The sequence below is a fragment of the Polaromonas sp. YR568 genome, from assembly GCF_943371715.1.
GTDB lineage: Bacteria > Pseudomonadota > Gammaproteobacteria > Burkholderiales > Burkholderiaceae_C > Polaromonas.
On the sequence record NZ_CALRVW010000004.1, the window covers coordinates 119,582 to 144,645 of the forward strand.

Consider the following 25,064-nt stretch of genomic DNA (forward strand, 5'->3'; position numbering starts at 1 on the left):
TTCGGGGCACCCACGCGGACCCAGGCTTGTGCATTTTTTCCTGCAAAAAAAAGCCACAAAAAGTAAGCGGACCGTGCCGCAGCGATTCAGGACCGATACACTACCTGTAGTGCTTGAAATCACTCCAGACCCTAGGTATAGTGTCTTAGCCCTATATCCGATGGATGGATTCAGGTGCCCAACAGCCCAAGGAAAGCCCGCCACCAAGCCAGCCACAGGCAACCGTCAGCCCTTCTTCCTGTCCTGAATCACATCGAACTCACCAACAACAAAGCACAACGAGGAAAACATGCAAACCGCCCAACACGCAGTCCCTACCCCCGCCGGCATGCCTGTCGCACACCAGTCTCCTGCCAGCAGCGCCCAAACCAGCTCCCTGGCCCACTACCAGATCATCCGCCGCAACGGCGCCGTGGTTCCGTTTGAGCCGAACAAGATCGCCGTCGCGATGATGAAAGCCTTTCTGGCGGTGCACGGCACCCAGGGCGCGGCGTCGGCCAGCGTGCGCGAAACCGTGGACGGCCTGACCCAGGCTGTCATGCGCGCCCTGATGCGCTCACGCCCGGGCGGCGGCACCTTCCACATAGAAGACGTGCAGGACCAGGTCGAGCTCGGCCTGATGCGCGGCGGCCACCATGAAATCGCCCGCGCCTATGTGCTGTACCGCGAAAAACGTACACAGGAGCGCGCACGTCAGCCGCAGACGCCAGCCACCCAGGCACCACAGCTGCATGTGCTGGACGGCGGCAAAAAAGTCACGCTGGACATCGGCAAGCTGCAGGCGCTGATCGAAGCCTCTTGCGCCGGCCTGGGCGCCGAGATCAAGCCCGACCCGATCGTGCAGGAAACCATGCGCAACCTGTACGACGGCGTGCCGATCGACGAGGTCTACAAGGCATCCATCCTGGCGGCCCGCACCCTGATCGAAAAAGACCCGGACTACACCTACGCCACCGCGCGTCTGCTGCTGCATACGATCCGCCGCGAAGTGCTGGGCGAGGAAGTCACCCAGGAAGACATGGGCACCCGCTACGCCGAGTACTTTCCCCAGTTCATCGCCAAGGGTGTGCAAAACGAGCTGCTCGATGAAAGACTGCAGCAGTTTGACCTGGAGCGCCTGGGCGCCGCGCTCAAGCCCGAGCGCGATCTGAAATTCGACTACCTCGGCCTGCAGACCCTGTTCGACCGCTACTTCCTGCACGTGCGCAAGCAGCGCATCGAGCTGCCGCAGGCGTTCTTCATGCGCGTGGCCATGGGCCTGTCGCTCGACGAGATCGACCGCGAAGCCCGCGCCATCGAGTTCTACGAAATCATGTCCTCGTTCGACTTCATGTCGAGCACCCCCACGCTGTTCAACGCGGGCACGCTGCGCTCGCAGCTGTCGTCCTGCTACCTGACGACGGTGGCCGACGACCTGGGCGGCATCTACGACGCCATCAAGGAAAACGCGCTGCTGTCGAAGTTTGCCGGCGGGCTGGGCAACGACTGGACGCCGGTGCGCGCACTCGGCGCCCACATCAAGGGCACCAACGGCGAGTCGCAAGGCGTCGTGCCATTCCTGAAAGTCGTCAATGACACCGCCGTGGCGGTCAACCAGGGCGGCAAGCGCAAGGGCGCGGTCTGCGCCTACCTTGAAACCTGGCACCTGGACATCGAGGAATTCCTGGAACTGCGCAAAAACACCGGCGACGACCGCCGCCGCACGCACGACATGAACACCGCCAACTGGATTCCCGACCTGTTCATGCGCCGCGTGATGGAAAAAGGCAGCTGGACGCTGTTCTCGCCATCAGACACGCCCGACCTGCACGACAAGTTCGGCATCGAGTTCGAAAAGGCCTATGTCGCCTATGAAGCCAAGGCCGAGCGCGGCGAAATCAAGCCCGCCCGCAAGCTGCAGGCCATCGACATGTGGCGCAAGATGCTCTCGATGCTGTTCGAGACCGGCCACCCCTGGATCACCTTCAAGGATGCCTGCAATGTGCGTTCACCCCAGCAACACACCGGTGTCGTGCATTCGTCCAACCTGTGCACCGAGATCACGCTCAACACCAGCGACACCGAAACCGCGGTCTGCAACCTCGGCTCGGTCAACCTGGTCCAGCACCTGAAAGACGGCGCCGTCGACCACGAGAAGCTCAAGAAGACCATCACCACGGCCATGCGCATGCTGGACAACGTGATCGACATCAACTACTACGCGGTCAAGAAGGCACGCGACTCCAACATGCGCCATCGCCCTGTCGGCCTGGGCATCATGGGTTTCCAGGACTGCCTGTACGAGCTGCGCATTCCCTACGCGTCGGATGCCGCGGTCGACTTTGCCGACAAATCCATGGAAGCCGTCTGCTACCACGCCTACTGGGCCTCGACCGAACTGGCCAGGGAGCGCGGCAAGTACACCAGCTACAAGGGTTCGCTCTGGGACCAGGGCATCCTGCCGCTGGACACGCTGGACTTGCTGGCCAAGCAGCGCGGTGGCTATCTGGAAGTGGATCGCTCGGTCACGCTGGACTGGGACGCCCTGCGCCAGAAGATCGCGCAAGATGGCATGCGCAATTCCAACTGCGTGGCCATCGCACCGACCGCCACCATCTCCAACATCATCGGCGTCGATGCCTGCATCGAGCCCTGCTTCGGCAACCTCTCGGTCAAGTCCAACCTGTCCGGCGAATTCACGGTCATCAACCACTACCTGGTGCGCGACCTCAAGCGCCTGGGCCTGTGGGACGACGTGATGGTGGTGGACCTCAAACACTTCGACGGCTCGCTGCGTCCCATCGACCGCGTGCCGCAGGACATCAAGGCGCTGTACGCCACGGCGTTCGAGGTAGATGCCACCTGGCTGGTCGAGGCCGCGTCACGCCGCCAGAAATGGATTGACCAGGCGCAGTCGCTCAACATCTACATGGCCGGCGCCTCGGGCAAGAAGCTCGACGACACCTACAAGCTGGCCTGGTTGCGCGGCCTGAAGACCACTTACTACCTGCGCACCATGAGCGCGACGCACGCAGAAAAATCCACCGTGAAAGCCGGCAAGATGAATGCCGTGGCCTCCGGCAACACCGACGACACCGGCAGCATGAACGCACTTGATGCGGCGGCAGCCACAGCGCAGGCGCAGATGAGTGCATCACCTGCGACGGACATCAAGTTTTGCGCGATCGACGATCCAGGATGTGAGGCCTGCCAATAAAAAAACGGATCACGGCGCCGGAAAAATCCGGCGCCTGATTCGATGTAATTGAGCAACACTAATTCAGAGCGATGTGAATGAACACTTTTCATTTTGTATCGCTGCTTTCATAATCCAACTTATTGGAAACATCTATGTTGACCTGGGACGAAGAAGCTAAACCATCGTTGCAAAAACCTCTTGCCAGCACCCTTCCTGAAGGGAGCTCGATGGAACTTCCGCCTCTTTCTTTGCAGCCCCATGCTGCAGCCCGCATGCTCGACGACAGCGCCCTGACTTCTTCAGGCATGCGCGCAGCACCGGCCGCCGTGGCGCCCACCACCCATCGCGTCAAAGCCGCCGACAAACGCATCATCAACGGCCAGACCGACGTGAACCAGCTGGTCCCGTTCAAGTACAAATGGGCCTGGGAAAAATACCTGGCCAGCTGCGCCAACCACTGGATGCCGCAGGAAGTCAACATGACGCGCGATATCGCGCTGTGGAAAGACCCGAACGGCCTGACCGAAGACGAACGCCGCCTGGTCAAACGCAACCTCGGCTTCTTCGTCACCGCCGACTCGCTGGCCGCCAACAACATTGTGCTGGGCACTTACCGGCACATCACGGCACCCGAGTGCCGCCAGTTTTTGCTGCGCCAGGCGTTTGAAGAAGCCATTCACACCCACGCCTACCAGTACATCACCGAATCGCTGGGCCTGGACGAAAGCGAAATCTTCAACGCCTACAACGAAGTGCAGTCGATCCGGGACAAGGACCAGTTCCTGATTCCCTTCATCGATGCGATCTCGGACCCCAACTTCAAGACCGGTACCCAGGAAGCGGACCAGACCCTGCTGAAGTCGCTGATCGTGTTCGCCTGCCTGATGGAAGGCCTGTTCTTCTACGTCGGCTTCACGCAGATCCTGGCGCTGGGCCGCCAGAACAAGATGACCGGCGCCGCCGAGCAGTACCAGTACATCCTGCGCGACGAGTCCATGCACTGCAACTTCGGCATCGACCTGATCAACCAGCTCAAGCTTGAAAACCCGCTGCTGTGGACTGCCGAGTTCAAGGCCGAGATCAAGGCCCTGTTCATGAAGGCGGTTGAGCTCGAGTACCGCTACGCCGAGGACACCATGCCCCGTGGCGTGCTGGGCCTGAACGCTTCCATGTTCAAGGGTTACCTGCGCTACATCGCCAACCGCCGGGCCACGCAGATCGGCCTGGAAACGCTGTTCCCGAACGAGGAAAATCCGTTCCCCTGGATGAGCGAAATGATCGACCTGAAAAAGGAACGCAACTTTTTTGAAACCCGTGTGATCGAGTACCAGTCCGGTGGTGCTCTCTCCTGGGACTGACAGACAAGCCGACACAACAATGATTTCCAGACTTGCATTGACCACTGACCGCACCGCAGAAGTGCGCGCGTTGGGCTTTGCTCCCGTGTTCGCGGCGCTGGGCCCGGTTCGCCGACAGCCCAACGCCGTGAATCGCTTCGCGTACTCCAGACGTGAAGTGATCTTTGCAATGTGATCAAGGAGAAAACTATGGCAACTGCGAAAAAAACTGCGGCTAAAAAAGCTGCTCCGAAGAAAGCCCCTGCGAAAAAAGTAGCGGCGAAAAAAGCGCCTGCTAAAAAAGTAGCAGCGAAAAAAGCCCCGGCCAAAAAAGCGCCAGCGAAAAAAGTAGCAGCTAAAAAAGCTCCTGCGAAAAAAGCGCCAGCGAAAAAAGCCCCGGCCAAGAAAGTAGCGGCGAAAAAGCCTGCTGCGAAAAAAGCAGCAGCTAAAAAGCCTGCTGCGAAAAAAGCAGCAGCTAAAAAGCCTGCGGCGAAAAAAGTAGCGAAAAAAGCGCCAGCTAAGAAAGCTGCTGCGAAGAAACCCGCTGCCAAAAAGCCAGCAGCCAAGAAAGCAGCGAAAAAGCCCGCTGCGAAGAAAGCCGCGAAAAAACCCGCTGCCAAAGCTCCTGCTGCTCCGGCTGCCCCTGCGGCTCAGACAACTCTGAACCCGCAAGCTGCCTGGCCGTTTCCAACAGCCAGCAAGCCGTAAGCAGTAAGGCCCTTGGCCTCAAGCCCGACATCGCAAGATGCCGGGCTTTTTTGTTTTCTGGGTGAGGGGCAAGGCATGGCCCGCGCCCATTTCAGGACAGCCGGCCGCGTCGGCATCGAATTGCTACAAATTCAATAGCTGTCTGCGCCCGCCCGGAAAGGGCTGGAGACCTTTTTTGCTTTGAGTTTCGCCTACAGGCCGGTTTCAGCGGTGGTGAGTGTGTAGTTCTGGCCGCCGCGGAAGGCAATCTTGTGGGCGCCGACACGGTTGCCCAGCTCGGCGCAACGCACCAGCGACCAGCCTTTTTCGAGACCGAACAGCAGGGCCCCGCGAAAAGCGTCGCCGCAACCGGTCGGGTCCACCACTTCGGTGGCGACCACCGGCGCGACCAGCGTCTTGTCGCCGTCCACCCAGACCTCGCAACCGTGCGCACCCAGCGTGACCACCAGGCCCTGCACCCGCTTCGATATCTCGGCGCAGGACAAACCGGTCCGGTCGCACAGCAGTTTGGCCTCGTAGTCGTTGACCGTGACCCAACTCGCCAGCTCGACAAAATGGGCCAGGTCCTGGCCGTCAAACATCGGCAGGCCCTGGCCGGGATCGAACACAAAAGGAATGCCGGCGGCCTTGAACTGCTCGGCATGCTGCAGCATGGCATCGCGCCCGTCCGGCGAGATGATGCCGATGCTGATATCGGCGCGCGGCGCGATTTGGGTCGTGTGCGCCTGGCCCATCGCCCCGGGATGAAAGGCGGTGATCTGGTTGTTGTCGCGGTCCGTCATGATCATGGCCTGGGCGGTGTAGGTGTCTCCCACCTCCCTGACAAACTCGGTGCTGATGCCCAGTGTGTTCAGGCGCGCCACATACTCGGCGCCATCGGTCCCCACGGTCGCCATGGGCAAGGGTGTTCCGCCCAGCTGCTGCAGGCTGTAGGCAATGTTGCCGGCGCAACCGCCAAACTCCCGGCGCAGGGCCGGCACCAGGAAAGACACATTGAGGATGTGCAGCTGGTCGGGCAGGATCTGCTCGGCGAAGCGTCCCTCGAACGTCATGATGGTGTCAAAGGCCAGGGAACCACAAATTACAGCAGGCATGGAGATCTCGATTCAGTCAGGGATAAAAAGCAAGGACCCGGTAGCCGGCAATCCGCAGGGGCGCGGAAGGCCGCGCGGGCGACGGTTGGGACGCGTTGGCGTCGGGTGGGGAATTCAGAATTCTGATCGCCAGCGCGCCGGAGAATTCGGCGCCGGCTGCCAGCGTTGGAGCGGTGGCGCCCAGTTCGGCCGGGCTCAGCACACGCCGCAGCTGCGCCTGGTCCTGGGTGTCGGTCAGTGTCAGCTCCAGCGACGGCAGGGCCAGGGGGATCGCCCCTGCGTTCCTGATCACCACCTTGAGCCGATAAGCATCGGCGGCGAGTTTGTTGAAGGTCGAACTCTCGATCACCACCGATTCAATCTGCTGCGGCGGCCTGATCTCGCAATGCAGCGAGGCGCACAGCGTGTACAAGGCCGGACGGAGCCAGGGCTGCGACACGGCCAGCGTATGCCTCTGGAACAGGGCGACCTGCAGCAGCAGGGCGGCCAGGAGCACCGATGCCGCCAATCCGAGCGCCACACGCACCGCGGGCTTGCGCCAGAACGCATCGCGCCTGGCCTCGCGCACAAACGACACCTCGTGAACAGGGTCGGGTTCAGCGGCCTCCGATTCACTGAACGCACTTTCCGTATAGCCCGCTCGCGCTGCGGGTGCAGCCGCTGCGGAAAAGTCGGAGGGCTCGGGGCTCACCGAAAAGGCGAACACGTCGGCGGCGAGGTCGGGCGACGGCGACACCTGGACTTCCGGCACCGGGGCAGGCGCGGCAACCAGTGCCGCCTCTTCCGCCTCCTCCATCAGCATGGCATCCGACCAGTCGGGCTCAGGCTCCGCCGAGGGCGCCACCAGCATGGGTGCCACGGAGGCCGCCCGGTCGCTGCCCACCGGCGGTTCAGGCTGGGCAGAAGGTACCGCGGGCACCGAAACATCAGTGGGCAACGCGCTGGACGGGGGGGCGTAGGGCTGCAGGTTGGCTGCTGCGTCAAAAACTTCGGAGCAGTGCCCGCAACGCACCCAGCCTTGCGAAATCTTGAGTTGGTCGGCCACGACTTTGAACATCGTGCCGCAGGCAGAACAGCGCGTAATCAGGCTCATTTAGGGCCTTATTGTACGGGGCGTGTCAGGGTGCGGGTCCGCTCAGAGCCGGGCGGTCATCAGTATCCAGCCGTCTTCCTGGTCCGCCACCTGCAGCTGGCAGTAAGGCGCATAAGCAGCCTTGAGCTCGTCGGCCTGCCGCTCGAGAATGCCGGCCAGCACCAGCGCACCGCCGGGAGCCACACGCGCGCAGAGCAGCGGCGCCAGCACCTTGAGCGGCGTGGCCAGGATGTTGGCCAGCACGGTCTGGTAAATGCCTTCGGCCTTGTCGGGCAGGCCGGTGGTCAGACTGACATGGTTCGCCTCGGCATTGGCCAGCGTGGACTGCACGGCCGCCTCATCGATATCAACCGCATCGATGCTGGAAGCACCGAACTTGGCCGCACCAATGGCCAGAATGCCGGAACCGCAGCCATAGTCGAGCACACGCCCCAGCGACTTGCCGGCCGCGCCCTGGCCCGCAATCCAGCGCAAACACATGCGTGTGGTCGGGTGGGTACCGGTGCCAAACGCCAGCCCCGGGTCCAGCCGGATCACCTGCCGGGCCTGCGCGGGTGGCTCGTGCCAGGTCGGGACAATCCAGAACTCGGGGGTGATTTCCACCGGCGTAAATTGAGACTGCGTCAGCCGCACCCAGTCCTGCTCGGGCACCGCCTGGATGGCCACCAGCCGGCAACCGGCAAAAAAGTCCTGCGCGGACAGCACGCTGGCGGCGTCGCGCGCGCCGGCTTCATCCGAAAAAAGCGACACCACGCGCGAACGCTCCCAACCGGCCTTGGGTGGCGGCATGCCGGGCTCGCCAAACAGGGCCTGCTCGGCAGGCGTCTGTGCATCGGCATCTTCGACCGACACACTGAGTGCGTCGAGCGCATCAAGCGCCTCGCTGAGGATTTCGACCTGGGCAACGGGTGCCAGAAGAATCAGTTCAAACATGATTTATCGGCAAGCAGCCAGTTCAAGCCAGGGCCGCGGATCTGGCTTTGCCAGTCCGCAGGCGCAGCGGCCCCCTCGGGGGGCAGGGAGCCACACGAAGTGGGCAACCGTGGGGGCCACATGTTCACCTGTCACGTTGCGACAACCACTCTTCAAGGTAGTGGATGTTGGTGCCGCCGTCCATGAACTTGGCATCCACCATCAGTTCGCGGTGCAGCGCAATGTTGGTGTTGATGCCCTCGACCACGGTTTCGGCCAGCGCGGTGCGCATGCGGGCCAGGGCCTGCTCGCGGGTGTCGCCGTGAACAATGATCTTGCCGACCATGGAGTCGTAATTCGGCGGCACAAAGTAGTTCGTGTAGATGTGCGAGTCCACCCGCACGCCCGGCCCGCCCGGCATGTGCCAGGTGGTGATGCGCCCTGGCGACGGCACAAACTTGTAGGGATCTTCGGCGTTGATGCGGCATTCGATCGCATGGCCCTTGATCTCGACTTGGCGCTGGGTGAAGGGCAGCTTTTCGCCGGCCGCAATCTGGATCTGCGACCGGACGATGTCCACGCCGGTGACCCACTCGGTCACCGGGTGCTCGACCTGGACCCGGGTGTTCATCTCGATGAAGTAGAACTCGCCGTTTTCGTACAGGAACTCGAAGGTCCCGGCACCACGGTAGCCAATTTTCTTGACGGCCGCGACGCAGCGTTCACCGATACGCTCGATCAGCTTGCGCGGAATGCCCGGGGCCGGCGCCTCTTCGATCACCTTCTGGTGACGGCGCTGCATGGAGCAGTCCCGCTCACCGAGCCAGACCGCATTTTTGTACTGGTCGGCCAGAATCTGGATTTCGATATGCCGCGGGTTCTGCAGGAATTTCTCCATGTAGACCTCGGGGTTGCCAAAGGCAGCGCCCGCTTCGGCCTTGGTGGTCTGCACCGCGTGCAGCAGCGCTGCCTCGGTGTGCACCACCCGCATGCCACGCCCGCCACCGCCGCCGGCGGCCTTGATGATGACGGGGTAACCGACCTGCCTGGCCGTGCGCTTGATGATGGCTGCGTCGTCCGGCAAGGCACCTTCGGACCCCGGCACACAGGGCACGCCGGCCTTGATCATGGTCTGCTTGGCCGAGACCTTGTCACCCATGATGCGTATCGATTCGGGCGACGGGCCAATGAACTTGAAGCCGCTTTTTTCCACCCGTTCGGCAAAGTCGGCGTTTTCGCTCAGGAAACCGTAGCCGGGGTGGATCGCCTCGGCGTCCGTCACCTCGGCGGCCGAGATGATGGCCGGCATGTTGAGGTAACTCAGCGCCGACGGTGCCGGGCCGATGCAGACCGACTCGTCCGCCAGCTTGATGTACTTGGCCTCGCGGTCGGCTTCGGAATACACCATCACGGCCTTGACGCCGAGTTCCCGGCAGGCCCGCTGGATGCGGAGCGCAATTTCGCCGCGGTTGGCGATCAGTATCTTTTTGAACATGCGGCGGTCACTCGATCATGAACAGCGGCTGACCGTATTCCACCGCCTGACCGTTCTCGCACAGGATGCGGGTGATGGTGCCGGATTTGTCCGCTTCAATCTCGTTGAGGATTTTCATGGCCTCGATGATGCATATGGTCTCGCCTTCCTTGACCTGACTCCCCACTTCCACGTAGGCCTTGGCGCCGGGGCTCGAGGAACGGTAAAAGGTGCCGACCATCGGGGACTTGACCGCATGGCCGGCGGGCGCAGCGGGTGCGGCCGGCTCGGACGGTGCAGCCGGCACGCCGGCCGCCGGAGCGGCCACCGGTGCCGGCATCATGGCCATGGGGGCCTGCATCACCATGGGCGTTCCGCCCGACTTGACGATACGGACCTTGCCTTCGGCTTCGGTGATTTCCAGTTCAGACACATTGGACTCGGAAACGAGGTCAATCAGTGTCTTGAGTTTTCTTAGATCCATGGTTTCTCCAACGACGGTGGGCGCCTCGAGACGGCGGTTCCGAGATTCATGTTGCCGACGGCATGACGGGCGAACGGCGGCGCTGGTTTGCGCCTACATTCCGCTTTTTATACCCTTCGGCGCTTAAAAATCAGCTAATTTTATTAATTCAGGCTATTTTAGCCAGACGCGAAAGGGCGAAGTCTACCGCATAGCGGTAACCGGCCGGCCCGAACCCGGCCATCACGGCTTCCGCCAGATCCGAAAAATAGGAGTGGTGGCGGAAGGCTTCGCGGCGGTGAACATTGGAAAGATGCACCTCCACGAAAGGAATGGCCACGCCAGCAAGGGCATCACGGATCGCCACGCTGGTATGCGTGAAAGCCGCCGGGTTGATGACGATGAACTGTGTGCCGTCGGTGCGCGCCTGCTGGATGCGGTCAACCAGCGCACCTTCATGGTTGCTCTGAAAAGTCTGTAGCGATGTGCCGCGATCTGCGGCGAATTTGACCAAATCTTCGTTAATTTGATCCAACGTCGTCACCCCGTAAACCTGCGGCTCCCGGGTTCCGAGCAGGTTCAGGTTCGGTCCATGCAATACCAGTAAGTTCATCAATGCTGCCTCCTTCCCGGCCGGCCGCCGGGCAAGCCCGAACTTTACCCCATATCCATGCGATACCCGGCCGGCGACCAGGACTCATCTCCCCCCACCCCCGCTTCTCAGGCCAGTTGCGCCCACTGGGCCAGATCCTCGGGCGTCACCTTGCCGCTTTTGCGATGCAGCAGCTGACCGGACGCGCCAAACACCACGGTGAAGGGCAGCCCTCCGGACAGGTTGCCCAGCGACTTGCTCAGCTCGGTGCCGGAGAAGCCGGCCATCGCCACCGGAAAACCCAGCGGTTTGCGCTGCAGCCAGGCCCGCACCGCACTGGGTTGATCCACGGCCAGACCCAGAACTTGCCAGCTTTTAGCCTTGTTTTCCCGGTAAAAGCTGTCAAGAAGAGGGAGTTCCTCGATACATGGCGGGCACCAGGTGGCCCAGAAATTGACCAGCAGGGGTTTGCCGGAAAAATTGGCCAGCGCCAGGCTGGCACCGTCGGGCGTGTCAAAGGATTGCGCCCAGAACGGGTCGCGCGTTGCGCCCTGCCCGCTCGCGGCGGCGGGTACGCCATGCGGCTGGAACTGCCACCAGGCGACGCCCGCGCCCGCGAGTGCGGCCGCCGCAGCCGTACCGCCCAGCATCAGTTGCCGGCGGTTCATGAAGGGGTTTCCTGGGTGGCCATCAGCAATTTTTGCACGTCGGCCAGATCCCCACGCGGCTTGCGGCCTTTGGCATCTGGCCTCAGCGCACCGCGCAGGTGGTCGTGGTCATAGACCATCAGGTGCACACCGACCGTTTCCTGCAGCGGCTTGCACAGGCTGCGCACGCTCAGCGCCTCGACGCTGTCGCCGGTGAACCCGGTGACGGTGCGGGGTTCGTAATCCACATCGTGGTCGATCAGCGCAATTTCGGCGGATTTCGGGTCGTCGCAGAACAGCTGGATGTAGATGTCGGACAGCCGCGTGGCCGTGCCGTGCCAGACGGCGCCGCCCAGGTAGGGCCGAAATTGCGCCATGCGCTGCATCCAGGTCAGGGCCAGCGCACGCAACGCGGCCAGCTCGGCCGGCTGGGTCTCGGCGCAGAACAGCGCGATGTACTCGCGCACCGCGTCTTCGACCTCGTCGTTGCCCGGCAGTTCGCTGCGGCCGGGCAGGTCCATCTGCTTGACGGCGCGGCGTTTGGCCGGCCCGTACTCCAGGCCTTCTTCCACGACCAGCGCGGCGGCGGTGGCGGCAATTTCCAGTTTCAGGGTGTGGGTGTTCACGGTAGGGTTCTCGGCGATGAAGGGCCGCCTGCACATCGGCGGCCGCATGAATGATTCTGCATGCGGTTGACCCGCCCGCCAGCGGTAAAGTTGCATGCGCGGGGAAAAGCGGCCTGCACGCTTACAGCGCGTACATTCTGCAATGCTATGAAATAAATAGCTGCTTGCGCATGTCCTGTTTGGGCTACCGCCGTATTTCATCACAATTCCGGCAAAAAGCAGTGAGCGGCGACGTCCGCCCTGCCCGCCGCGTGGCTTCTAGAATACCTGCATGCACATACATATTCTGGGAATCTGCGGCACCTTCATGGGCGGTCTGGCCGCGCTGGCGCGCGAGGCCGGGCACAAGGTCACCGGTTGCGACACCGGCGTCTACCCGCCGATGAGCGACCAGCTGCGTGCGCTGGGGATCGAGTTGATCGAGGGTTATGGCGCCGACCAGATGGCGTTTGCCCCGGATGTATTTGTGGTCGGCAATGTGGTGTCCCGCGCGCATGACGCCAGCGGCAAACCCAAATTCCCCCTGATGGAAGCCATCCTCAATGCTGGCGTGCCCTACACCAGCGGTCCCCAGTGGCTGTCCGGCCATGTACTGCACCACCCGACGCACCACCCCACCGGCCCGCGCCATGTGCTGGCTGTCGCGGGCACGCACGGCAAAACCACCACCACGGCCATGCTGGCCTGGATTCTGGAGTCTGCCGGCCTGCAGCCGGGCTTTCTGGTCGGCGGCGTGCCGCTGAACTTCGGCGTGTCGGCACGGCTGGGCACCGGCAACACCTTTGTGATCGAGGCGGACGAATACGACACCGCGTTTTTCGACAAGCGCAGCAAGTTCGTCCACTACCGGCCGCGCACTGCCATTCTGAACAACCTCGAGTTCGACCACGCCGACATCTTCGACAACCTGGCGGCGATCGAGCGCCAGTTCCACCACCTGGTGCGCACCGTGCCCGGCAGCGGCCGGATTGTGGTCAACGCCCGCGAAGACAGCCTGGCGCGCGTGCTGGCCCAGGGCTGCTGGAGTGAGCGGGTACTTTTCGGCGGCTCCGCGGCCGAAGGCTTCTCCGCCCAGGGCGAACCCGCGGCTTTCGACGTGCTGCGCGACGGCCGCAAAGTAGCGCGCGTTGAATGGGCCATCAGTGGCGTGCACAACCAGCTCAATGCGCTGGCCGCCATCGCCGCGGCCGAGCATGTGGGCGTGGCGCCGCAAGCGGCCGCCGAGGCCCTGGGCAGCTTCGAGAACGTGAGGCGGCGCATGGAGGTGCGCGGCACGGTGGCGCGTGCCGGCGGAACGATCACCGTTTATGACGACTTTGCGCACCACCCGACCGCCATCCACACCACCATCGACGGACTGCGCCGCCAGCTGGCCAGCGCGGGCGGCGACCAGCGCATCCTGGCGATCTTCGAGCCACGCAGCAACACCATGAAACTGGGCACCATGACGGCCCAACTGCCCTGGAGCCTGGAGCAGGCCGACCTGGCGTTCTGCCATGCCGGCGGACTGGACTGGGACGCCCGGGCCGCGCTGGCCCCCATGGGCGCGCGCGCGCAGGTGGCGGACAACCTCGACCAGCTGCTGGCGCAGGTCACAGCCGCGGCGCGTCCCGGTGACCACTTGCTGTGCATGAGCAACGGCGGTTTTGGCGGCATCCACGCGCGCTTGCTGGAGGCCTTGCAGGCCGGCTGATTTGCTACTTTTTTGATAGCTGCCTGCGCACGCCCATCAATGGCTGCAGGCCAAAATCATCCAGAAACTCAGTAGCTGACCGCCATCGCCGGCACATCGATGTGAATCACCGGCTTGGCCAGCGAGGCGCTGGCCGCCCGCGCAAAGGCCTGGGCCCAGGCGGCATCGGCAAACTGCTGCGGGCCGGCGGCCTGGGCGACCACCAGCACCTTGTCGGCCATCAGCAGCTTGCCGGTGGGCCGCAGCGGCTCGCAACCCATCTGGGTGAACTGCTCGTCGAGCCAGGCCCTGGCCACATCGTGCGGCATGGGCTGAACCTCGTTGAGGTCCATCCGCACGGGCGGGCTGTTTTTGAAGGTGACGGTGACTTCGCTGTACATGGGTTTCCTCGGTATCGAAGCGGAATGCCTGCCAGCATGAACGCCGCCGTCCGCTCCGGCAATCGGCTAAAACCCGCGCCGGCAGCACAGGCCGCCCGCAGGCTTACTGGCGGCCCAGTTGCGCCGGCGCCGTCAGGTCGTGCTTGCGCACCGGGAGGGTCGGTGGACCCGCAGGTGCGCCCGGCAGCGCCTGTGCCAGCCCGTTGCGGCTTCTCCCGGGAAGGCTGTCCTCCCCGCCGGTGAAGGTGGCGGCTCCTGCCTTGTCGGGTGTCGTGGTGATCGAACCGGCGAAATACAGGCTGGCCAGGTCCCGCGTCAGCTGGGCGTGTGTCAACGCGGTACGCCGCAGCAAGGCGTCAAAGTCGCCCGCTGCCTGCGACAGTTCGCGCAACAGGATCAGCTGCGAGTCCCTGATCCAGCGCATGGGCACGGCGGGCGCATGGCGAAAATAGACCGGCTTGCTGCGGTAGCGCGAAGGCAACACGTCGCGCTCCGTGCGCTGCGCATAGATCCAGCGCAAATGGGTCAGGCTGCTGCGCAGAAAATGACTCGGGATGTCGTGCGCCTCCAGGGGGCGCCGGTCCCATTGGGCCAGTTCGAAATCGGCCGGGTCGGCCTTGCGCAAAATGCCGATGCGCCACTCGTGGAAATCCATCACCGCCAGCAACTGGCCCCTGTGGCTGACGTGATAAATACCGGGCAGCAACTCGTTCTCGCGCGCGATCAGTTGCCCGCCCAGGACAAACTGGGAACGCAAAGGCCGCAACCAGCCCTCGAAATGCTGCAGCACCCCGGACAGGCTGGCAGCCGCGCTGAGGTCGAAGGTGTGCTTGGGGTCAAAATCGTCAGAGGACAGCGGCAGCGAGAAGGCGATCGGGCGGTCAACCTCGTCCAGATCAAGCTGCACGGTGCGCTCGGTGGGCAGGCCGGCCAGGATTTTCAGGGTGTCGGCGGCCACCAGCCGGCTTTTTTCACCACTGACCAGCCAGGCATCGGCCTCCGCAAACGGGCCGACACGCCACACCGCCCCGCCCGTTGGCAATTGAGCGAGCAGCAGATGGAGCCGCTCGCGTTGCTCGGGCGTAAAACCAGCCAGACCTAGACAGAGGATGGGTTGCTCGGAAGACATGGCGCTTTCGTGGACGACCGGTTCTTCCATGTGACAACCGCTGTCGTGGCATGGGATGGAAGTGTAACCAGAAGTTCCAAATCTAGCACCAAATGGTTAATGCGCCATCCCCCAATTGGGGGAGGCGGCGTCAACGCGCACGTCGGGCTTTGACCGCTTCGGACAACACATCGAGCAAATGGAGCGAATCATCCCAGCCCAGGCAGGCGTCGGTGATGCTTTTGCCGTATTCCAGGTTTTTGGCATCGTCCTTGCCGGGCGTGAATTTCTGGGCACCCGGCTGCAGATGGCTCTCGACCATCAGGCCGAAGACCTGGTGCGAGCCCCCCGCCACCTGGGTGGCAATCTCGCGCGCCACCTCCAGCTGTTTTTCATGCTGCTTGGAGCTGTTGGCGTGGCTGCAGTCGACCATCAGCGTGGCCGGGAGTTTGGCCGCTTCCAGCTCCTTGCAGGCCGCGCCCACGCTGGCTGCATCGTAATTGGGCGTCTTGCCGCCGCGCAGGATCACATGGCAGTCCTTGTTGCCGTTGGTCTGCACAATCGCCACCTGGCCGTTTTTGTGCACCGACAGGAAATGGTGGCCACGTGCGGCCGCCTGGATCGCGTCGGTGGCGATGCGGATGTTGCCGTCGGTGCCGTTCTTGAAGCCAATAGGTGCCGACAGGCCGGACGCCAGTTCGCGGTGCACCTGGCTTTCGGTGGTGCGCGCCCCGATGGCACCCCAGGCGATCAGGTCGCCGATGTACTGTGGCGAGATCACATCGAGGAACTCGCTGCCGGCCGGCAGGCCCAGGCGGTTGATGTCGATCAGCAACTGGCGTGCGATGCGCAGGCCTTCGTCGATGCGGTAGGTCTCGTCCAGGTAAGGGTCGTTGATCAGGCCTTTCCAGCCTACCGTGGTGCGCGGTTTTTCAAAGTACACGCGCATCACGATCTCCAGCGTGCCGGCGTATTTCCGGCGCTGCTCGGCCAGACGACGCGCGTAGTCCAGCGCCGCCGCCGGGTCGTGGATGGAACACGGACCGATCACCACCAGCAGGCGGTCGTCCTTGCCGGCCATGATGTTGTGGATGTTCTTGCGTGTCTGGGTGATCAGCGACTCCACAGGGGTGCCGCTGATCGGGAAGAAGCGGATCAAATGCTCGGGAGGGGGTAACACAGTGATGTCCTTGATGCGTTCGTCGTCGGTCTGGCTGGTTTTGTCGACAGGACTCGCATACCAGGCATCGCTGGCTTGGGTGGCTTTGGCATTCATGGCTGGCTTCCTTTAAGAACGTTCAAGAATCGATTCGGCAAATGGCACGGGCAAAAAAAAACCGCCGGGGTCCCGGCGGTTTTCAAGAATCTGTTGCGTCTTTTTCTGCTTACGCGAGGATCTCTCTACCGCCGGAGGCGCTTGAGAACCAAAAGTAAGCAAAATAGGATTTCGCGGAGGTCATGGGTGGAATGTAGCACAGCTGCCGGGCCATGCATTTTTTGATGGGTGCGGCCTTGGATGGCCAACCCGGGGGATATCCTCTCCTGCAAGCAGGGGCCGCGGAACCGGCTCCGCCGGCCCGCAGGCGCAGCGCCCCCTCGGGGGGCAGAGAGCTACACGCAGTGAGCGAACGTGGGGGCAAACATCCCTAACCGCGCAAGCGTTCCCACCAGGTTCTGGCCCGCTCCACCCGGGCCTCGTCGAGCGCCGCCGAGCCGGACTCGCCCGCTTCCCGGCCGCTGAGCTGTTCGTACATGTCGATCAGCAGCATGCCTTCTCCCAGCGTACGCCACCCCACCAGCTCGAAGTCCTCAAAATGGATGGTTTGCGGCGGCGGCGGGCCGGGCTTGTCCTGGGGGCTGGCTGCCAGCAGCCACTGACCAATCAGCACACGGAAGTTGTTCAGCGCCGCCAGGTAGGCCGCGTATTCATAAAGGCCGCGCCAGGCCGGAGAGAGCGCAATCACCAGCGCGCGATGCTCGCGCAGGATGGTCATCAGGTCCATCAGGGGTGCGGCCAGCGCCTGCAGATCGGGCTCGCGCTTCAGGCCTGACAGCACGGCTTCGATGCCCACCGCCAGGCCACCCATGCCGTCGGCCAGCTGCAGCGACTCCTCGTCGGCCATCGCCGAACGCAGGAAGTGGCTGAGTTCGCCAAAACTCTGGATGCTGGGAAGCAGCGTGGTCGGGTCAATCGGCAGACGTGCGCTGGGTCCCCCGCTCATGGTTCACCTCGCCCTCAGGCGGTGCCGCCTACGGTCAGGCCGTCAATGCGCAGGGTGGGCTGGCCGACGCCGACCGGCACGCTCTGGCCTTCCTTGCCGCAGGTGCCGACGCCGCTGTCGAGCTGCATGTCGTTGGCGATCATGGTGACGCGGGTCAGCGCATCGGGGCCGTTGCCGACAATGGTGGCGCCCTTGACCGGGTACAGGATCTTGCCGTTTTCGACCCAGAAGGCTTCGCTTGCGGAGAACACGAACTTGCCCGAGGTGATGTCCACCTGACCGCCGCCGAAATTGGTGGCGTACAGGCCCTTCTTGATGCTGGCGACAATTTCCTCCGGCGCCTTGTCGCCACCCAGCATGTAGGTGTTGGTCATGCGCGGCATCGGCACATGGGCATAACTTTCGCGGCGGCCGTTGCCGGTAGGCTTGACGCCGGACAGGCGCGCATTGAGCGAGTCCTGGATGTAGCCCTTGAGGATGCCGTCCTCGATCAGCACGTTGCGCTGGCTGGCGTGGCCCTCGTCATCGACATTGAGCGAGCCGCGGCGGTCGGCAATCGTGCCGTCGTCGAGCACCGTCACGCCTTTGGCCGCCACACGTTGGCCGACGCGGCCCGAAAACGCGCTCGAACCCTTGCGGTTGAAGTCGCCCTCCAGCCCGTGGCCAATCGCCTCGTGCAGCAGGATGCCGGGCCAGCCGGGGCCCAGCACCACGGTCATTTCGCCGGCGGGGGCCGGACGCGCATCGAGGTTGGACAGGGCCGCGGTCACCGCGTCATTGACATATTCATTGATCTGCGCCTCGTCGAAATAGGCCAGGCCGAAACGGCCGCCGCCGCCGCCCGAACCCATTTCGCGGCGGCTCACGCCAGCGACTTTTTTCTCGGCAATCACGGTGACCGACAGGCGCACCAGCGGCCGCACGTCGGCGGCCAGCGTGCCATCGGCCCGCGCCACCATCACCACGTCGTATTCGCTGGCCAGGCCGGCCATGACCTGCACGATGCGCGGGTCTTTGGCCTTGGCGAGTTTTTCCACGCGCTCAAGCAGTTGGACCTTGGCCGTGCTGTCCAGTGTCGCGATCGGGTCCATGTCCCGGTACAACGAGCGCCCCGGCGCGACCTTGCGCGCCGGCACCTTGACACGGCCGGCGCGGGTGGCCGCCGAGATGGTGCGCACGGTGCGCGCCGCGTCGAGCAGCGAGGCCTCGGAGATGTCGTCGGAGTAGGCAAACGCGGTTTTTTCACCACTGACCGCACGCACGCCCACGCCCTGGTCGATGCTGAAGGAGCCGGTCTTGACGATGCCTTCTTCCAGGCTCCAGCCTTCGCTGCGCGTGTACTGGAAATACAGATCGGCGTCATCCACGCCGTGCGAGGTGATTTCCCCCAGGGCGCGGCTCAAATGGGCCTCGGTCAGCCCGAAAGGCGCCAGCAGCAGCTTTTGCGCTATCGCCAGCCGCTCCGACGTGGCGTCGGCGTTCGGACGGGCGGCGCGGGCGGCGGTAAAGGCTGGCTTGCGGGCCGAGGCCGGCGAGGATTTGAGTGAGGTCATGCGGTCATTGTAGGCAGTCCGCCCCGGCCCCGCCCCTGCAAGGCTACTGTCCGCCGCATGCCACCTGACACCGACCACCGCCGGCGAGTGATCAGGCGCTCAGGTCGCTGGTCGCCGCCGCCGGCCCGTTGGTTTTGCACGAGTCGATGCCGCTGTCGCGCGCGGCAGCCGTGGAATACATCTGGCTCTGACCAATCACCTGGTTGTTGCCGGCACGCAGGGTGAAATAGGGCGATCCGTCCTTGCCGTCCAGGCGCACATACCGGTCGTCGTCCGCAGCATTTTTCTTCACCGATTCGATGCCTGCGAGGGCGCTGGCCTTGGTGTCGTACATCTCGCTGGACAAAATGGTCTGCCCATTGCCCGCCAGCAAGGAGAAGAAATACTTGTCGTTTTTGGATTTCTTGAGTTCGAATTTGCCAGCCATCAGGTTTCTCCTTGAGAAAAAGGGATTACAACGCTTGCCCTTCTTTGTAGCCGACCCCAGGCTGGAGCGCAAGAACCTGTTCCCGAATCGCGGCACGCCATGTGCCGGCCCCAGGCTGCCCGACGGGCCTCAAGGTCCGGGCTAACGGTCCGCCAGGTACTTGAAAATGGCCGCGTCATCAAGCGCAGCCAGCCCCGCGTTATGCGCCTGGGCAAACACCTCGCTGGCGCGCGCGCCCAGTGGCCCCTCGAAACCAGCAGCCCGGGCCGCTTCCACCGCCAGGCGGGTGTCCTTTTCAAGCAGCGTCACATGCGCGCGCGGCGCATAGTCGCCGGCAATGGCGCGGCGCATGCGGTCGGAGCCTATCCAGCTCTGGCCGCTGGACTGCTCGATGACGTCCAGGGTCCGCCCCGGGTCCAGCCCCAGGCGCCCGGCCAGGGCCAGCACCTCGGCCGCCCCGACCAGGTTGATGCCGGCCAGCAGGTTGTTGACCAGCTTGGTACGGGCGCCGTCACCGGGTTGGTCGCTGATGCGAAAGACCTTGCCCGACAGGGCCTGCAGCAAGTCCGCCTGCTGTTCATACACGGCCGGTGCGCAGGCGACCATCAGGCTCATGGAGCCGTCACGCGCCCGCGCCGGACCGCCCGACATGGGCGCGTCCACCGTGTGCACGCCCAGCGCCGCCAGCTGGCCGGCAAAAGCCTCGACATCCTGCGGCGAGATCGTCGGGCACAGCATCACGGTGTGGCCCGGCTGCAGCATGCACGCCAGCCCGTCGGGGCCGAACAACACGGCGTCAGTCTGCGCGGCATCCACCACACAGACAATGAATGCTACCGAATTGATAGCTGCCTGCGCAGGTACAGAAAGGGCTGAAGCCCCTTTTTCCTTCAACTCTGCGACTTTGACAGGGTCGATGTCGCAGACCTGCACGGCCCAGCCCCGGGAGAGCAGGTTGGCCGCCATGGCGCCGCCCATGTTGCCGATGCCGATGATGGTGACCGTCATGGGGGACAGGGGCATGCTCACCTTAACTTTGCACCAATCTCTTGGCCTTGGAGATCGACATCAGGATGCCCACCGCCAGCCCCAGCGTGACCATGGCCGTGCCGCCGTAACTGATGAAGGGCAAAGGTACACCCACCACCGGCAGGATGCCGCTGACCATACCCATGTTGACGAAGGCGTAGGTGAAAAAGATCATGGTGACCGCGCCGGCGAGCAGTCGGGCGAACAGCGTGGGCGCCTCCAGCGCGATGACCAGGCCGCGAAAGATCAGGAAGATAAAGCCGGCGATCAGCAGCAGGTTGCCGACCAGCCCGAACTCCTCGGAGTAGGCGGCAAAAATGAAGTCGGTGGTGCGTTCGGGAATGAATTCCAGGTGGGTTTGCGTGCCCTGCATGAAGCCCTTGCCGAAGACCCCGCCCGAGCCGATGGCAATCATGCCCTGGATGATGTGAAAACCCTTGCCCAGCGGGTCCCGCGTCGGGTCGAGCAGCGTACAGATGCGCTGCTGCTGGTAGTCGTGCAGCACCGGCCAGCGCACGCCGTCGGCACACAGCTGCGGCTCGAACCAGACCACCAGGAAAATGCCGGCCAGCCCCAGCAGCACCGGCGGCGCAATCAGCTTCCAGCTCAGCCCGGCAAAAAAGATCACCGCCAGGCCGGCCGCCAGCACCAGCAGCGAGGTGCCCAGATCGGGCTGCTTCATGATCAGGCCCACCGGCACCGCCAGCAACAGGCAGGCGACCAGGTAGTCGAGCGGTCGCAACTGCCCTTCGCGCTTCTGGAACCACCAGGCCAGCATCAGCGGCATGGCGATTTTCAGGATCTCGCTGGGCTGGATCACGATGCCCAGGTTGATCCAGCGTTTCGCGCCCTTCTTCGTGATGCCAAAAATCGCCACGGCCACCAGCAGCGCCACGCCCAGCACATACAGGGGCACGGCAAACGCCATCAGGCGCTGCGGCGGGATCTGCGCCACGACAAACATGATGCCCCCGGCAATCAACATGTTGCGGCCGTGGTCCATGAAACGGGTGCCGTGGTCAAAGCCGGACGAATACATGATCATCAGGCCGGCGCTGGCCAGCAGGAAAACGGCAAACGCCAACGGGCCGTCAAAGCCCTGGAACATCGGGGCGGCGCGCTGGAAAAGAGAGGGTTTGTCGAAAACGGCGGACATGAAGGAGGATTATCTGCCAGCTGGTGCCGGCAGGTTCGCTACAGGGTCCAAATCCGCACTCGACAGCGTCACGCTGCGCCGGTGGTCCGCTTTGGACAGTAGGACGGACTCCCCACTCCCTCCCCCCGCCCCTCCCTCGCCCCGCTGGGCGATAGCGGGGAGTTTCATTTGGCTACGTGTTCTGCGCCCGCGTGCAAACATGACGGCCGCGTGCCCCGACATGACGCGCTTTGCGCGTCATGTCTCCCCATACCCGAACCCGCATTCGTTTCCCCCACCCGTCGGGCTGGGCCGAGGAGCGCAGCCGAAAGTGGATCAGGGCGAGCGATTGTCTGAGCGCAGCGAGTTCGAGCTCGACCCCACTTTCGGCGAGCACCGGAGGCTGCCCGCAGCGAAGCGGAGGGACCCAGACCATCGGGTCGCCTTTTCTTTTGCTTACTTTTCTTTTGGCGACGCAAAAGAAAAGTGAGTTGCCGCCGGGCAACCCCCGGCTTGCTGGTGAACTACAAACAAGCGAAGAGCTGAAGTAGTTAGCACGTATGGATCCCGGATCAAGTCCGGGATGACAGACAGCGCAATAAATTTGCTACAAGTTCAATAGCTGCTAACGCGCTCCAGTCATTGGCCAGAGCCCCTTTTTACGTAGAATTCATCATGCCCACCACCCACCTCCTCTACCTCCACGGCTTCCGCTCCTCCCCCCAATCCGCCAAGGCCCGGCAGGTCGCAGCGTGGATGCAAAGCCACCACCCCGGGGTGGTCTGGTGGTGCCCGCAACTGCCGCCCTCCCCGCGGGAAGCGATGGAACTGGTGAACAGTGGCATCGCCGGCTGGCCGCGTGACAGCATGGCGGTGATGGGTTCGTCGCTGGGCGGCTTTTATGCGACGCATGTGGCCGAAACCTGCGGCTGCAAGGCCGTGCTGCTCAACCCGGCAGTGAATCCGACGCGCGACCTGGCGAAGTACATCGGCGAGCAGACCGCCTGGCACGACCCGAACGAACACTTTTTCTTCGAGCCGCATTTTGTGGATGAGCTGCGCGCCCTGGAGCGCGGCCCCGCGGCCCGGCCGGAAAACTACTTCGCCCTCATCGCCAAGGGCGACGAGGTGCTGGACTGGCGTGAAATGACCGGCCGCTACCCGGGGGCGCACATCCGGCTGCTCGAAGGCGGCGACCACGCCATCAGCGACTTCGAGCGCCACTTGCCGGAGGTGATGGACTTCCTGGATCTCGCCTGAGGCCGGCCCGGGGCGGCTGATTACACTAGGAGAAGTAACCAAAGGATGTCGTTTTGTTTGTATTGTTTGAAGAGGCCGGCAAGTTTCTGGCCGGCCGCATCTTGTCCGAAGCCGATACCTCGCTGCAGGTGGAGCTCGACTCGGGCAAACGCGTCAAGGTCAAGGCGGCCAACGCGCTGCTGAAATTTGAGAAACCCGCGCCGGCCGAGCTGGTCGCTGCCGGACAGCGCCTGAGCGCGGAGATCGAGCTGGACCTGGCCTGGGAATTCGCGAGCGACGAGGAATTCGGCTTTGCCGACCTGGCGCGCGACTACTTCAGCGCCGACCCGGCCAAACCGGCCTCCATCGAGCAGCAGGCCGCCGCGCTGTTCCGCCTGTTCGAGGCGCCGCATTATTTCCGCCGCGCCGGCAAGGGGCGCTTTCGCAAGGCGCCGGCCGAGATCCTGCAGCAGGCGCTGGTCGCCATCGAAAAGAAAAAACAGGTCATTGCGCAGATCAGCGCCTGGGCCGAAGAACTCGCCCAGGGCCAGTGCCCGGCGCCGGTGCGCGAGCAGCTCTACAAGATTTTGTTCAAGCCCGACAAGAACAGCCCCGAATACAAGGCGGTGGTCGAGGCCTCTCGCTCGGCGCACAAGGCGCCGCTGGACCTGCTGCAGCAATCGGGCGCAATTGCCTCGCCCTACCAGTTTCACTGGAAACGCTTCCTGTTTGAAAACTTCCCGAAAGGCACGGGTTTTCCGGCCCTGCAGGCCCCCGCCATCAGCGACGAATTGCCGCTTGCGGACGTTCGGGCGTTTTCCATCGACGACTCCAGCACCACCGAGATCGACGACGCGCTGTCGGTGCAGGGCCTGGGCAGCGGCACGGTCACGCTGGGCATCCACATTGCCGCGCCCGGCCTCGCGGTGTTGCCGGGCAGCCCGGTGGACGCTTTGGGACGTGCACGCCTGTCCACGGTGTACATGCCGGGTTACAAGCTGACCATGCTGCCCGATGAGGTGGTGCAAAGCTACACGCTGCAGGAAGGGCGCAACTGCCCGGCCCTGTCGCTGTATGTCACCTTCGATGAAGCCACGCTGGCGATCCGTGAGTCGGTGACGCGGCTGGAGCAGGTGCCCATCGCGAGCAACCTGCGCCATGACAAGCTGGACGACACCTTCAACGAAGCGTTCTTCGAAGCAGCGCAGGCCACGCCGCCAGCCGGCGTCACCTGGGGCGTGGAGCTGGCCTTTTTGCACCGGCTGGCCCTGCACCTGAAGGCCCAGCGCGAAGTGGTGCGCGGCAAGCCGGAAAACTTCAACCGGCCCGACTACAACTTCTCGCTCGACATTGCCCCGGGCAAGGAGCCGGAAGGCAACGAGACGGTCAGCATCAGCATCCGCAAACGCGGCGCGCCGCTGGACCTGATCGTCGCCGAGGCCATGATCCTGGCCAACAGCACCTGGGGCGAATGGATGGCCACGCATGGCGTGCCCGGCATTTACCGCAGCCAGGCCAGCCTGCTACCGGGCGTCAAGGTGCGCATGGGCACCAAGGCCCTGCCGCATGCCGGCATCGGCGTCAAGAGTTACGCCTGGGCCACCTCGCCGCTGCGCCGCTACACCGATCTGGTCAACCAGTGGCAGATCATCGCCTGCGTCAAACACGGCCGCACGGCCGCGCTGGCCGCACCGTTCAAGCCGAAAGACGCGGAACTGTTTTCCATCATCTCGGGCTTTGATGGCGCCTACAGCGCCTACAACGGTTTCCAGGCCGGCATCGAGCGTTACTGGACGCTCAAATACCTGCAGCAGAACCAGATCACCGAGCTCACGGCGACGGCCTTCAAGGACAACCTGGTGCGCGCCGACGATCTGCCGCTGGTGTTGCCGGCCGCCGGTGCCCAGGGCCTGCCGCGCGGCGCCAAGGTGCGCATCCGCCTGGGCGACATCGACGAGATCACGCTCGACATCCACAGCACGGTGCTCGAACGCCTGGACGCCGTGGTGAACGAAGCCGATGCCGAGCAGGTGGCCGAGGAAGACAACGAATCGGAAATCGCCGCTGGTCCGATCTCCATCGCCGTCGATCTGAACGAGCCGGCCGACGACGCTGCAGCCGTGGCGGGCGCCGGTTAACACCCATAATCCTCTC

Annotated in this window: 22 protein-coding genes; 6 read left to right on the forward strand and 16 right to left on the reverse strand. The window is 63.6% G+C overall.

Annotation, left to right across the window (positions count from 1 at the left end; translation table 11 throughout):
- The first annotated feature begins 328 nt into the window (after nt 1-328).
- From AAG813_RS04720 to AAG813_RS04730, 3 genes are all read left to right on the forward strand, one after another.
- The gene (locus tag AAG813_RS04720; protein WP_341912533.1) at nt 329-3,196 is read left to right on the forward strand and encodes a ribonucleoside-diphosphate reductase subunit alpha; all 2,868 of its coding nucleotides are present in this window, start codon (nt 329-331) and stop codon (nt 3,194-3,196) included.
- A 134-nt stretch (nt 3,197-3,330) separates the two neighbouring features.
- Nucleotides 3,331-4,536, forward strand: coding sequence for a ribonucleotide-diphosphate reductase subunit beta (locus AAG813_RS04725; RefSeq protein WP_341912342.1), 1,206 nt, complete (start codon nt 3,331-3,333; stop codon nt 4,534-4,536).
- 189 nt (nt 4,537-4,725) lie between these two features.
- Complete coding sequence (locus AAG813_RS04730; RefSeq protein WP_341912344.1) at nt 4,726-5,223, forward strand: histone H1-like DNA-binding protein; 498 nt, start codon at nt 4,726-4,728, stop codon at nt 5,221-5,223.
- A 191-nt stretch (nt 5,224-5,414) separates the two neighbouring features.
- Here the strand turns inward: AAG813_RS04730 and AAG813_RS04735 are convergent, their stop codons facing one another.
- The 8 genes from AAG813_RS04735 to AAG813_RS04770 all read right to left on the reverse strand — a co-directional run bounded on the left by AAG813_RS04735 (nt 5,415) and on the right by AAG813_RS04770 (nt 12,160).
- Entirely contained in the window at nt 5,415-6,317 is a 903-nt protein-coding gene (locus tag AAG813_RS04735; RefSeq protein WP_341912346.1) for a carbohydrate kinase family protein, read from the reverse strand.
- A gap of 16 nt (nt 6,318-6,333) precedes the next feature.
- Nucleotides 6,334-7,410 (reverse strand): DUF3426 domain-containing protein, encoded by a 1,077-nt coding sequence (locus AAG813_RS04740; protein WP_341912347.1) that lies wholly within the window; start codon nt 7,408-7,410, stop codon nt 6,334-6,336.
- 42 nt (nt 7,411-7,452) lie between these two features.
- On the reverse strand, nt 7,453-8,343 hold the full coding sequence (gene prmA, locus AAG813_RS04745; RefSeq protein ID WP_341912349.1) for a 50S ribosomal protein L11 methyltransferase: 891 nt from the start codon (nt 8,341-8,343) through the stop codon (nt 7,453-7,455).
- A gap of 124 nt (nt 8,344-8,467) precedes the next feature.
- Complete coding sequence (gene accC / locus AAG813_RS04750) at nt 8,468-9,817, reverse strand: acetyl-CoA carboxylase biotin carboxylase subunit (protein WP_341912351.1); 1,350 nt, start codon at nt 9,815-9,817, stop codon at nt 8,468-8,470.
- Nucleotides 9,818-9,824: 7 nt separating this feature from the next.
- Nucleotides 9,825-10,280, reverse strand: coding sequence for an acetyl-CoA carboxylase biotin carboxyl carrier protein (gene accB / locus AAG813_RS04755; protein WP_341912353.1), 456 nt, complete (start codon nt 10,278-10,280; stop codon nt 9,825-9,827).
- 148 nt (nt 10,281-10,428) lie between these two features.
- A complete protein-coding gene (gene aroQ / locus AAG813_RS04760; RefSeq protein ID WP_341912355.1) occupies nt 10,429-10,875 on the reverse strand; it encodes a type II 3-dehydroquinate dehydratase in 447 nt (148 codons plus the stop codon).
- Nucleotides 10,876-10,979: 104 nt separating this feature from the next.
- Nucleotides 10,980-11,519, reverse strand: a complete 540-nt coding sequence (locus AAG813_RS04765) for a TlpA disulfide reductase family protein (protein ID WP_341912356.1) — start codon at nt 11,517-11,519, stop codon at nt 10,980-10,982.
- Nucleotides 11,516-12,160 carry a hypothetical protein gene (locus AAG813_RS04770; RefSeq protein WP_341912535.1) on the reverse strand — a complete coding sequence of 215 codons (645 nt, stop codon included), beginning with the start codon at nt 12,158-12,160 and terminating at the stop codon, nt 11,516-11,518. Before AAG813_RS04770 ends, AAG813_RS04765 begins: the two co-directional genes overlap by 4 nt.
- A gap of 235 nt (nt 12,161-12,395) precedes the next feature.
- Between AAG813_RS04770 and mpl the strand changes: the two genes are divergently transcribed.
- Nucleotides 12,396-13,817 (forward strand): UDP-N-acetylmuramate:L-alanyl-gamma-D-glutamyl-meso-diaminopimelate ligase, encoded by a 1,422-nt coding sequence (gene mpl, locus AAG813_RS04775; RefSeq protein WP_341912358.1) that lies wholly within the window; start codon nt 12,396-12,398, stop codon nt 13,815-13,817.
- Nucleotides 13,818-13,885: 68 nt separating this feature from the next.
- Here mpl and AAG813_RS04780 read toward each other — a convergent pair whose 3' ends face one another.
- The 8 genes from AAG813_RS04780 to rodA all read right to left on the reverse strand — a co-directional run bounded on the left by AAG813_RS04780 (nt 13,886) and on the right by rodA (nt 21,692).
- Entirely contained in the window at nt 13,886-14,197 is a 312-nt protein-coding gene (locus AAG813_RS04780) for a hypothetical protein (RefSeq protein ID WP_341912360.1), read from the reverse strand.
- Between the two features lie 103 nt (nt 14,198-14,300).
- Complete coding sequence (locus tag AAG813_RS04785) at nt 14,301-15,326, reverse strand: hypothetical protein (protein ID WP_341912362.1); 1,026 nt, start codon at nt 15,324-15,326, stop codon at nt 14,301-14,303.
- Between the two features lie 130 nt (nt 15,327-15,456).
- Nucleotides 15,457-16,581 carry a 3-deoxy-7-phosphoheptulonate synthase gene (locus tag AAG813_RS04790; RefSeq protein ID WP_341912364.1) on the reverse strand — a complete coding sequence of 375 codons (1,125 nt, stop codon included), beginning with the start codon at nt 16,579-16,581 and terminating at the stop codon, nt 15,457-15,459.
- Between the two features lie 370 nt (nt 16,582-16,951).
- Nucleotides 16,952-17,527, reverse strand: coding sequence for a hypothetical protein (locus AAG813_RS04795; RefSeq protein ID WP_341912365.1), 576 nt, complete (start codon nt 17,525-17,527; stop codon nt 16,952-16,954).
- A gap of 14 nt (nt 17,528-17,541) precedes the next feature.
- A complete protein-coding gene (tldD, locus tag AAG813_RS04800) occupies nt 17,542-19,080 on the reverse strand; it encodes a metalloprotease TldD (protein WP_341912367.1) in 1,539 nt (512 codons plus the stop codon).
- 91 nt (nt 19,081-19,171) lie between these two features.
- On the reverse strand, nt 19,172-19,507 hold the full coding sequence (locus AAG813_RS04805) for a YegP family protein (RefSeq protein WP_341912370.1): 336 nt from the start codon (nt 19,505-19,507) through the stop codon (nt 19,172-19,174).
- A gap of 141 nt (nt 19,508-19,648) precedes the next feature.
- The gene (locus AAG813_RS04810; protein ID WP_341912372.1) at nt 19,649-20,530 is read right to left on the reverse strand and encodes an NAD(P)-dependent oxidoreductase; all 882 of its coding nucleotides are present in this window, start codon (nt 20,528-20,530) and stop codon (nt 19,649-19,651) included.
- Between the two features lie 7 nt (nt 20,531-20,537).
- Nucleotides 20,538-21,692 carry a rod shape-determining protein RodA gene (gene rodA / locus AAG813_RS04815; RefSeq protein WP_341912374.1) on the reverse strand — a complete coding sequence of 385 codons (1,155 nt, stop codon included), beginning with the start codon at nt 21,690-21,692 and terminating at the stop codon, nt 20,538-20,540.
- Nucleotides 21,693-22,346: 654 nt separating this feature from the next.
- On the opposite strand from rodA, the gene AAG813_RS04820 reads away from it, so the two are divergent.
- Both AAG813_RS04820 and AAG813_RS04825 read left to right on the forward strand, forming a co-directional pair.
- Entirely contained in the window at nt 22,347-22,931 is a 585-nt protein-coding gene (locus AAG813_RS04820) for a YqiA/YcfP family alpha/beta fold hydrolase (RefSeq protein ID WP_341912376.1), read from the forward strand.
- Nucleotides 22,932-22,984: 53 nt separating this feature from the next.
- The gene (locus tag AAG813_RS04825) at nt 22,985-25,048 is read left to right on the forward strand and encodes an RNB domain-containing ribonuclease (RefSeq protein WP_341912378.1); all 2,064 of its coding nucleotides are present in this window, start codon (nt 22,985-22,987) and stop codon (nt 25,046-25,048) included.
- Nucleotides 25,049-25,064: the final 16 nt, after the last annotated feature.

Coding starts and splice junctions, on each gene's coding strand:
- AAG813_RS04720 (WP_341912533.1), top strand. CDS start 329: ATGCCTGTCGCACACCAGTCTCCTGCCAGCAGCGCCCAAACCAGCTCC.
- AAG813_RS04725 (WP_341912342.1), top strand. CDS start 3,331: ATGTTGACCTGGGACGAAGAAGCTAAACCATCGTTGCAAAAACCTCTT.
- AAG813_RS04730 (WP_341912344.1), top strand. CDS start 4,726: ATGGCAACTGCGAAAAAAACTGCGGCTAAAAAAGCTGCTCCGAAGAAA.
- AAG813_RS04735 (WP_341912346.1), bottom strand. CDS start 6,317: ATGCCTGCTGTAATTTGTGGTTCCCTGGCCTTTGACACCATCATGACG.
- AAG813_RS04740 (WP_341912347.1), bottom strand. CDS start 7,410: ATGAGCCTGATTACGCGCTGTTCTGCCTGCGGCACGATGTTCAAAGTC.
- prmA (WP_341912349.1), bottom strand. CDS start 8,343: ATGTTTGAACTGATTCTTCTGGCACCCGTTGCCCAGGTCGAAATCCTC.
- accC (WP_341912351.1), bottom strand. CDS start 9,817: ATGTTCAAAAAGATACTGATCGCCAACCGCGGCGAAATTGCGCTCCGC.
- accB (WP_341912353.1), bottom strand. CDS start 10,280: ATGGATCTAAGAAAACTCAAGACACTGATTGACCTCGTTTCCGAGTCC.
- AAG813_RS04765 (WP_341912356.1), bottom strand. CDS start 11,519: ATGAACCGCCGGCAACTGATGCTGGGCGGTACGGCTGCGGCGGCCGCA.
- AAG813_RS04770 (WP_341912535.1), bottom strand. CDS start 12,160: ATGTGCAGGCGGCCCTTCATCGCCGAGAACCCTACCGTGAACACCCAC.
- mpl (WP_341912358.1), top strand. CDS start 12,396: ATGCACATACATATTCTGGGAATCTGCGGCACCTTCATGGGCGGTCTG.
- AAG813_RS04780 (WP_341912360.1), bottom strand. CDS start 14,197: ATGTACAGCGAAGTCACCGTCACCTTCAAAAACAGCCCGCCCGTGCGG.
- AAG813_RS04785 (WP_341912362.1), bottom strand. CDS start 15,326: ATGTCTTCCGAGCAACCCATCCTCTGTCTAGGTCTGGCTGGTTTTACG.
- AAG813_RS04790 (WP_341912364.1), bottom strand. CDS start 16,581: ATGAATGCCAAAGCCACCCAAGCCAGCGATGCCTGGTATGCGAGTCCT.
- AAG813_RS04795 (WP_341912365.1), bottom strand. CDS start 17,527: ATGAGCGGGGGACCCAGCGCACGTCTGCCGATTGACCCGACCACGCTG.
- tldD (WP_341912367.1), bottom strand. CDS start 19,080: ATGACCTCACTCAAATCCTCGCCGGCCTCGGCCCGCAAGCCAGCCTTT.
- AAG813_RS04805 (WP_341912370.1), bottom strand. CDS start 19,507: ATGGCTGGCAAATTCGAACTCAAGAAATCCAAAAACGACAAGTATTTC.
- AAG813_RS04810 (WP_341912372.1), bottom strand. CDS start 20,530: ATGCCCCTGTCCCCCATGACGGTCACCATCATCGGCATCGGCAACATG.
- rodA (WP_341912374.1), bottom strand. CDS start 21,692: ATGTCCGCCGTTTTCGACAAACCCTCTCTTTTCCAGCGCGCCGCCCCG.
- AAG813_RS04820 (WP_341912376.1), top strand. CDS start 22,347: ATGCCCACCACCCACCTCCTCTACCTCCACGGCTTCCGCTCCTCCCCC.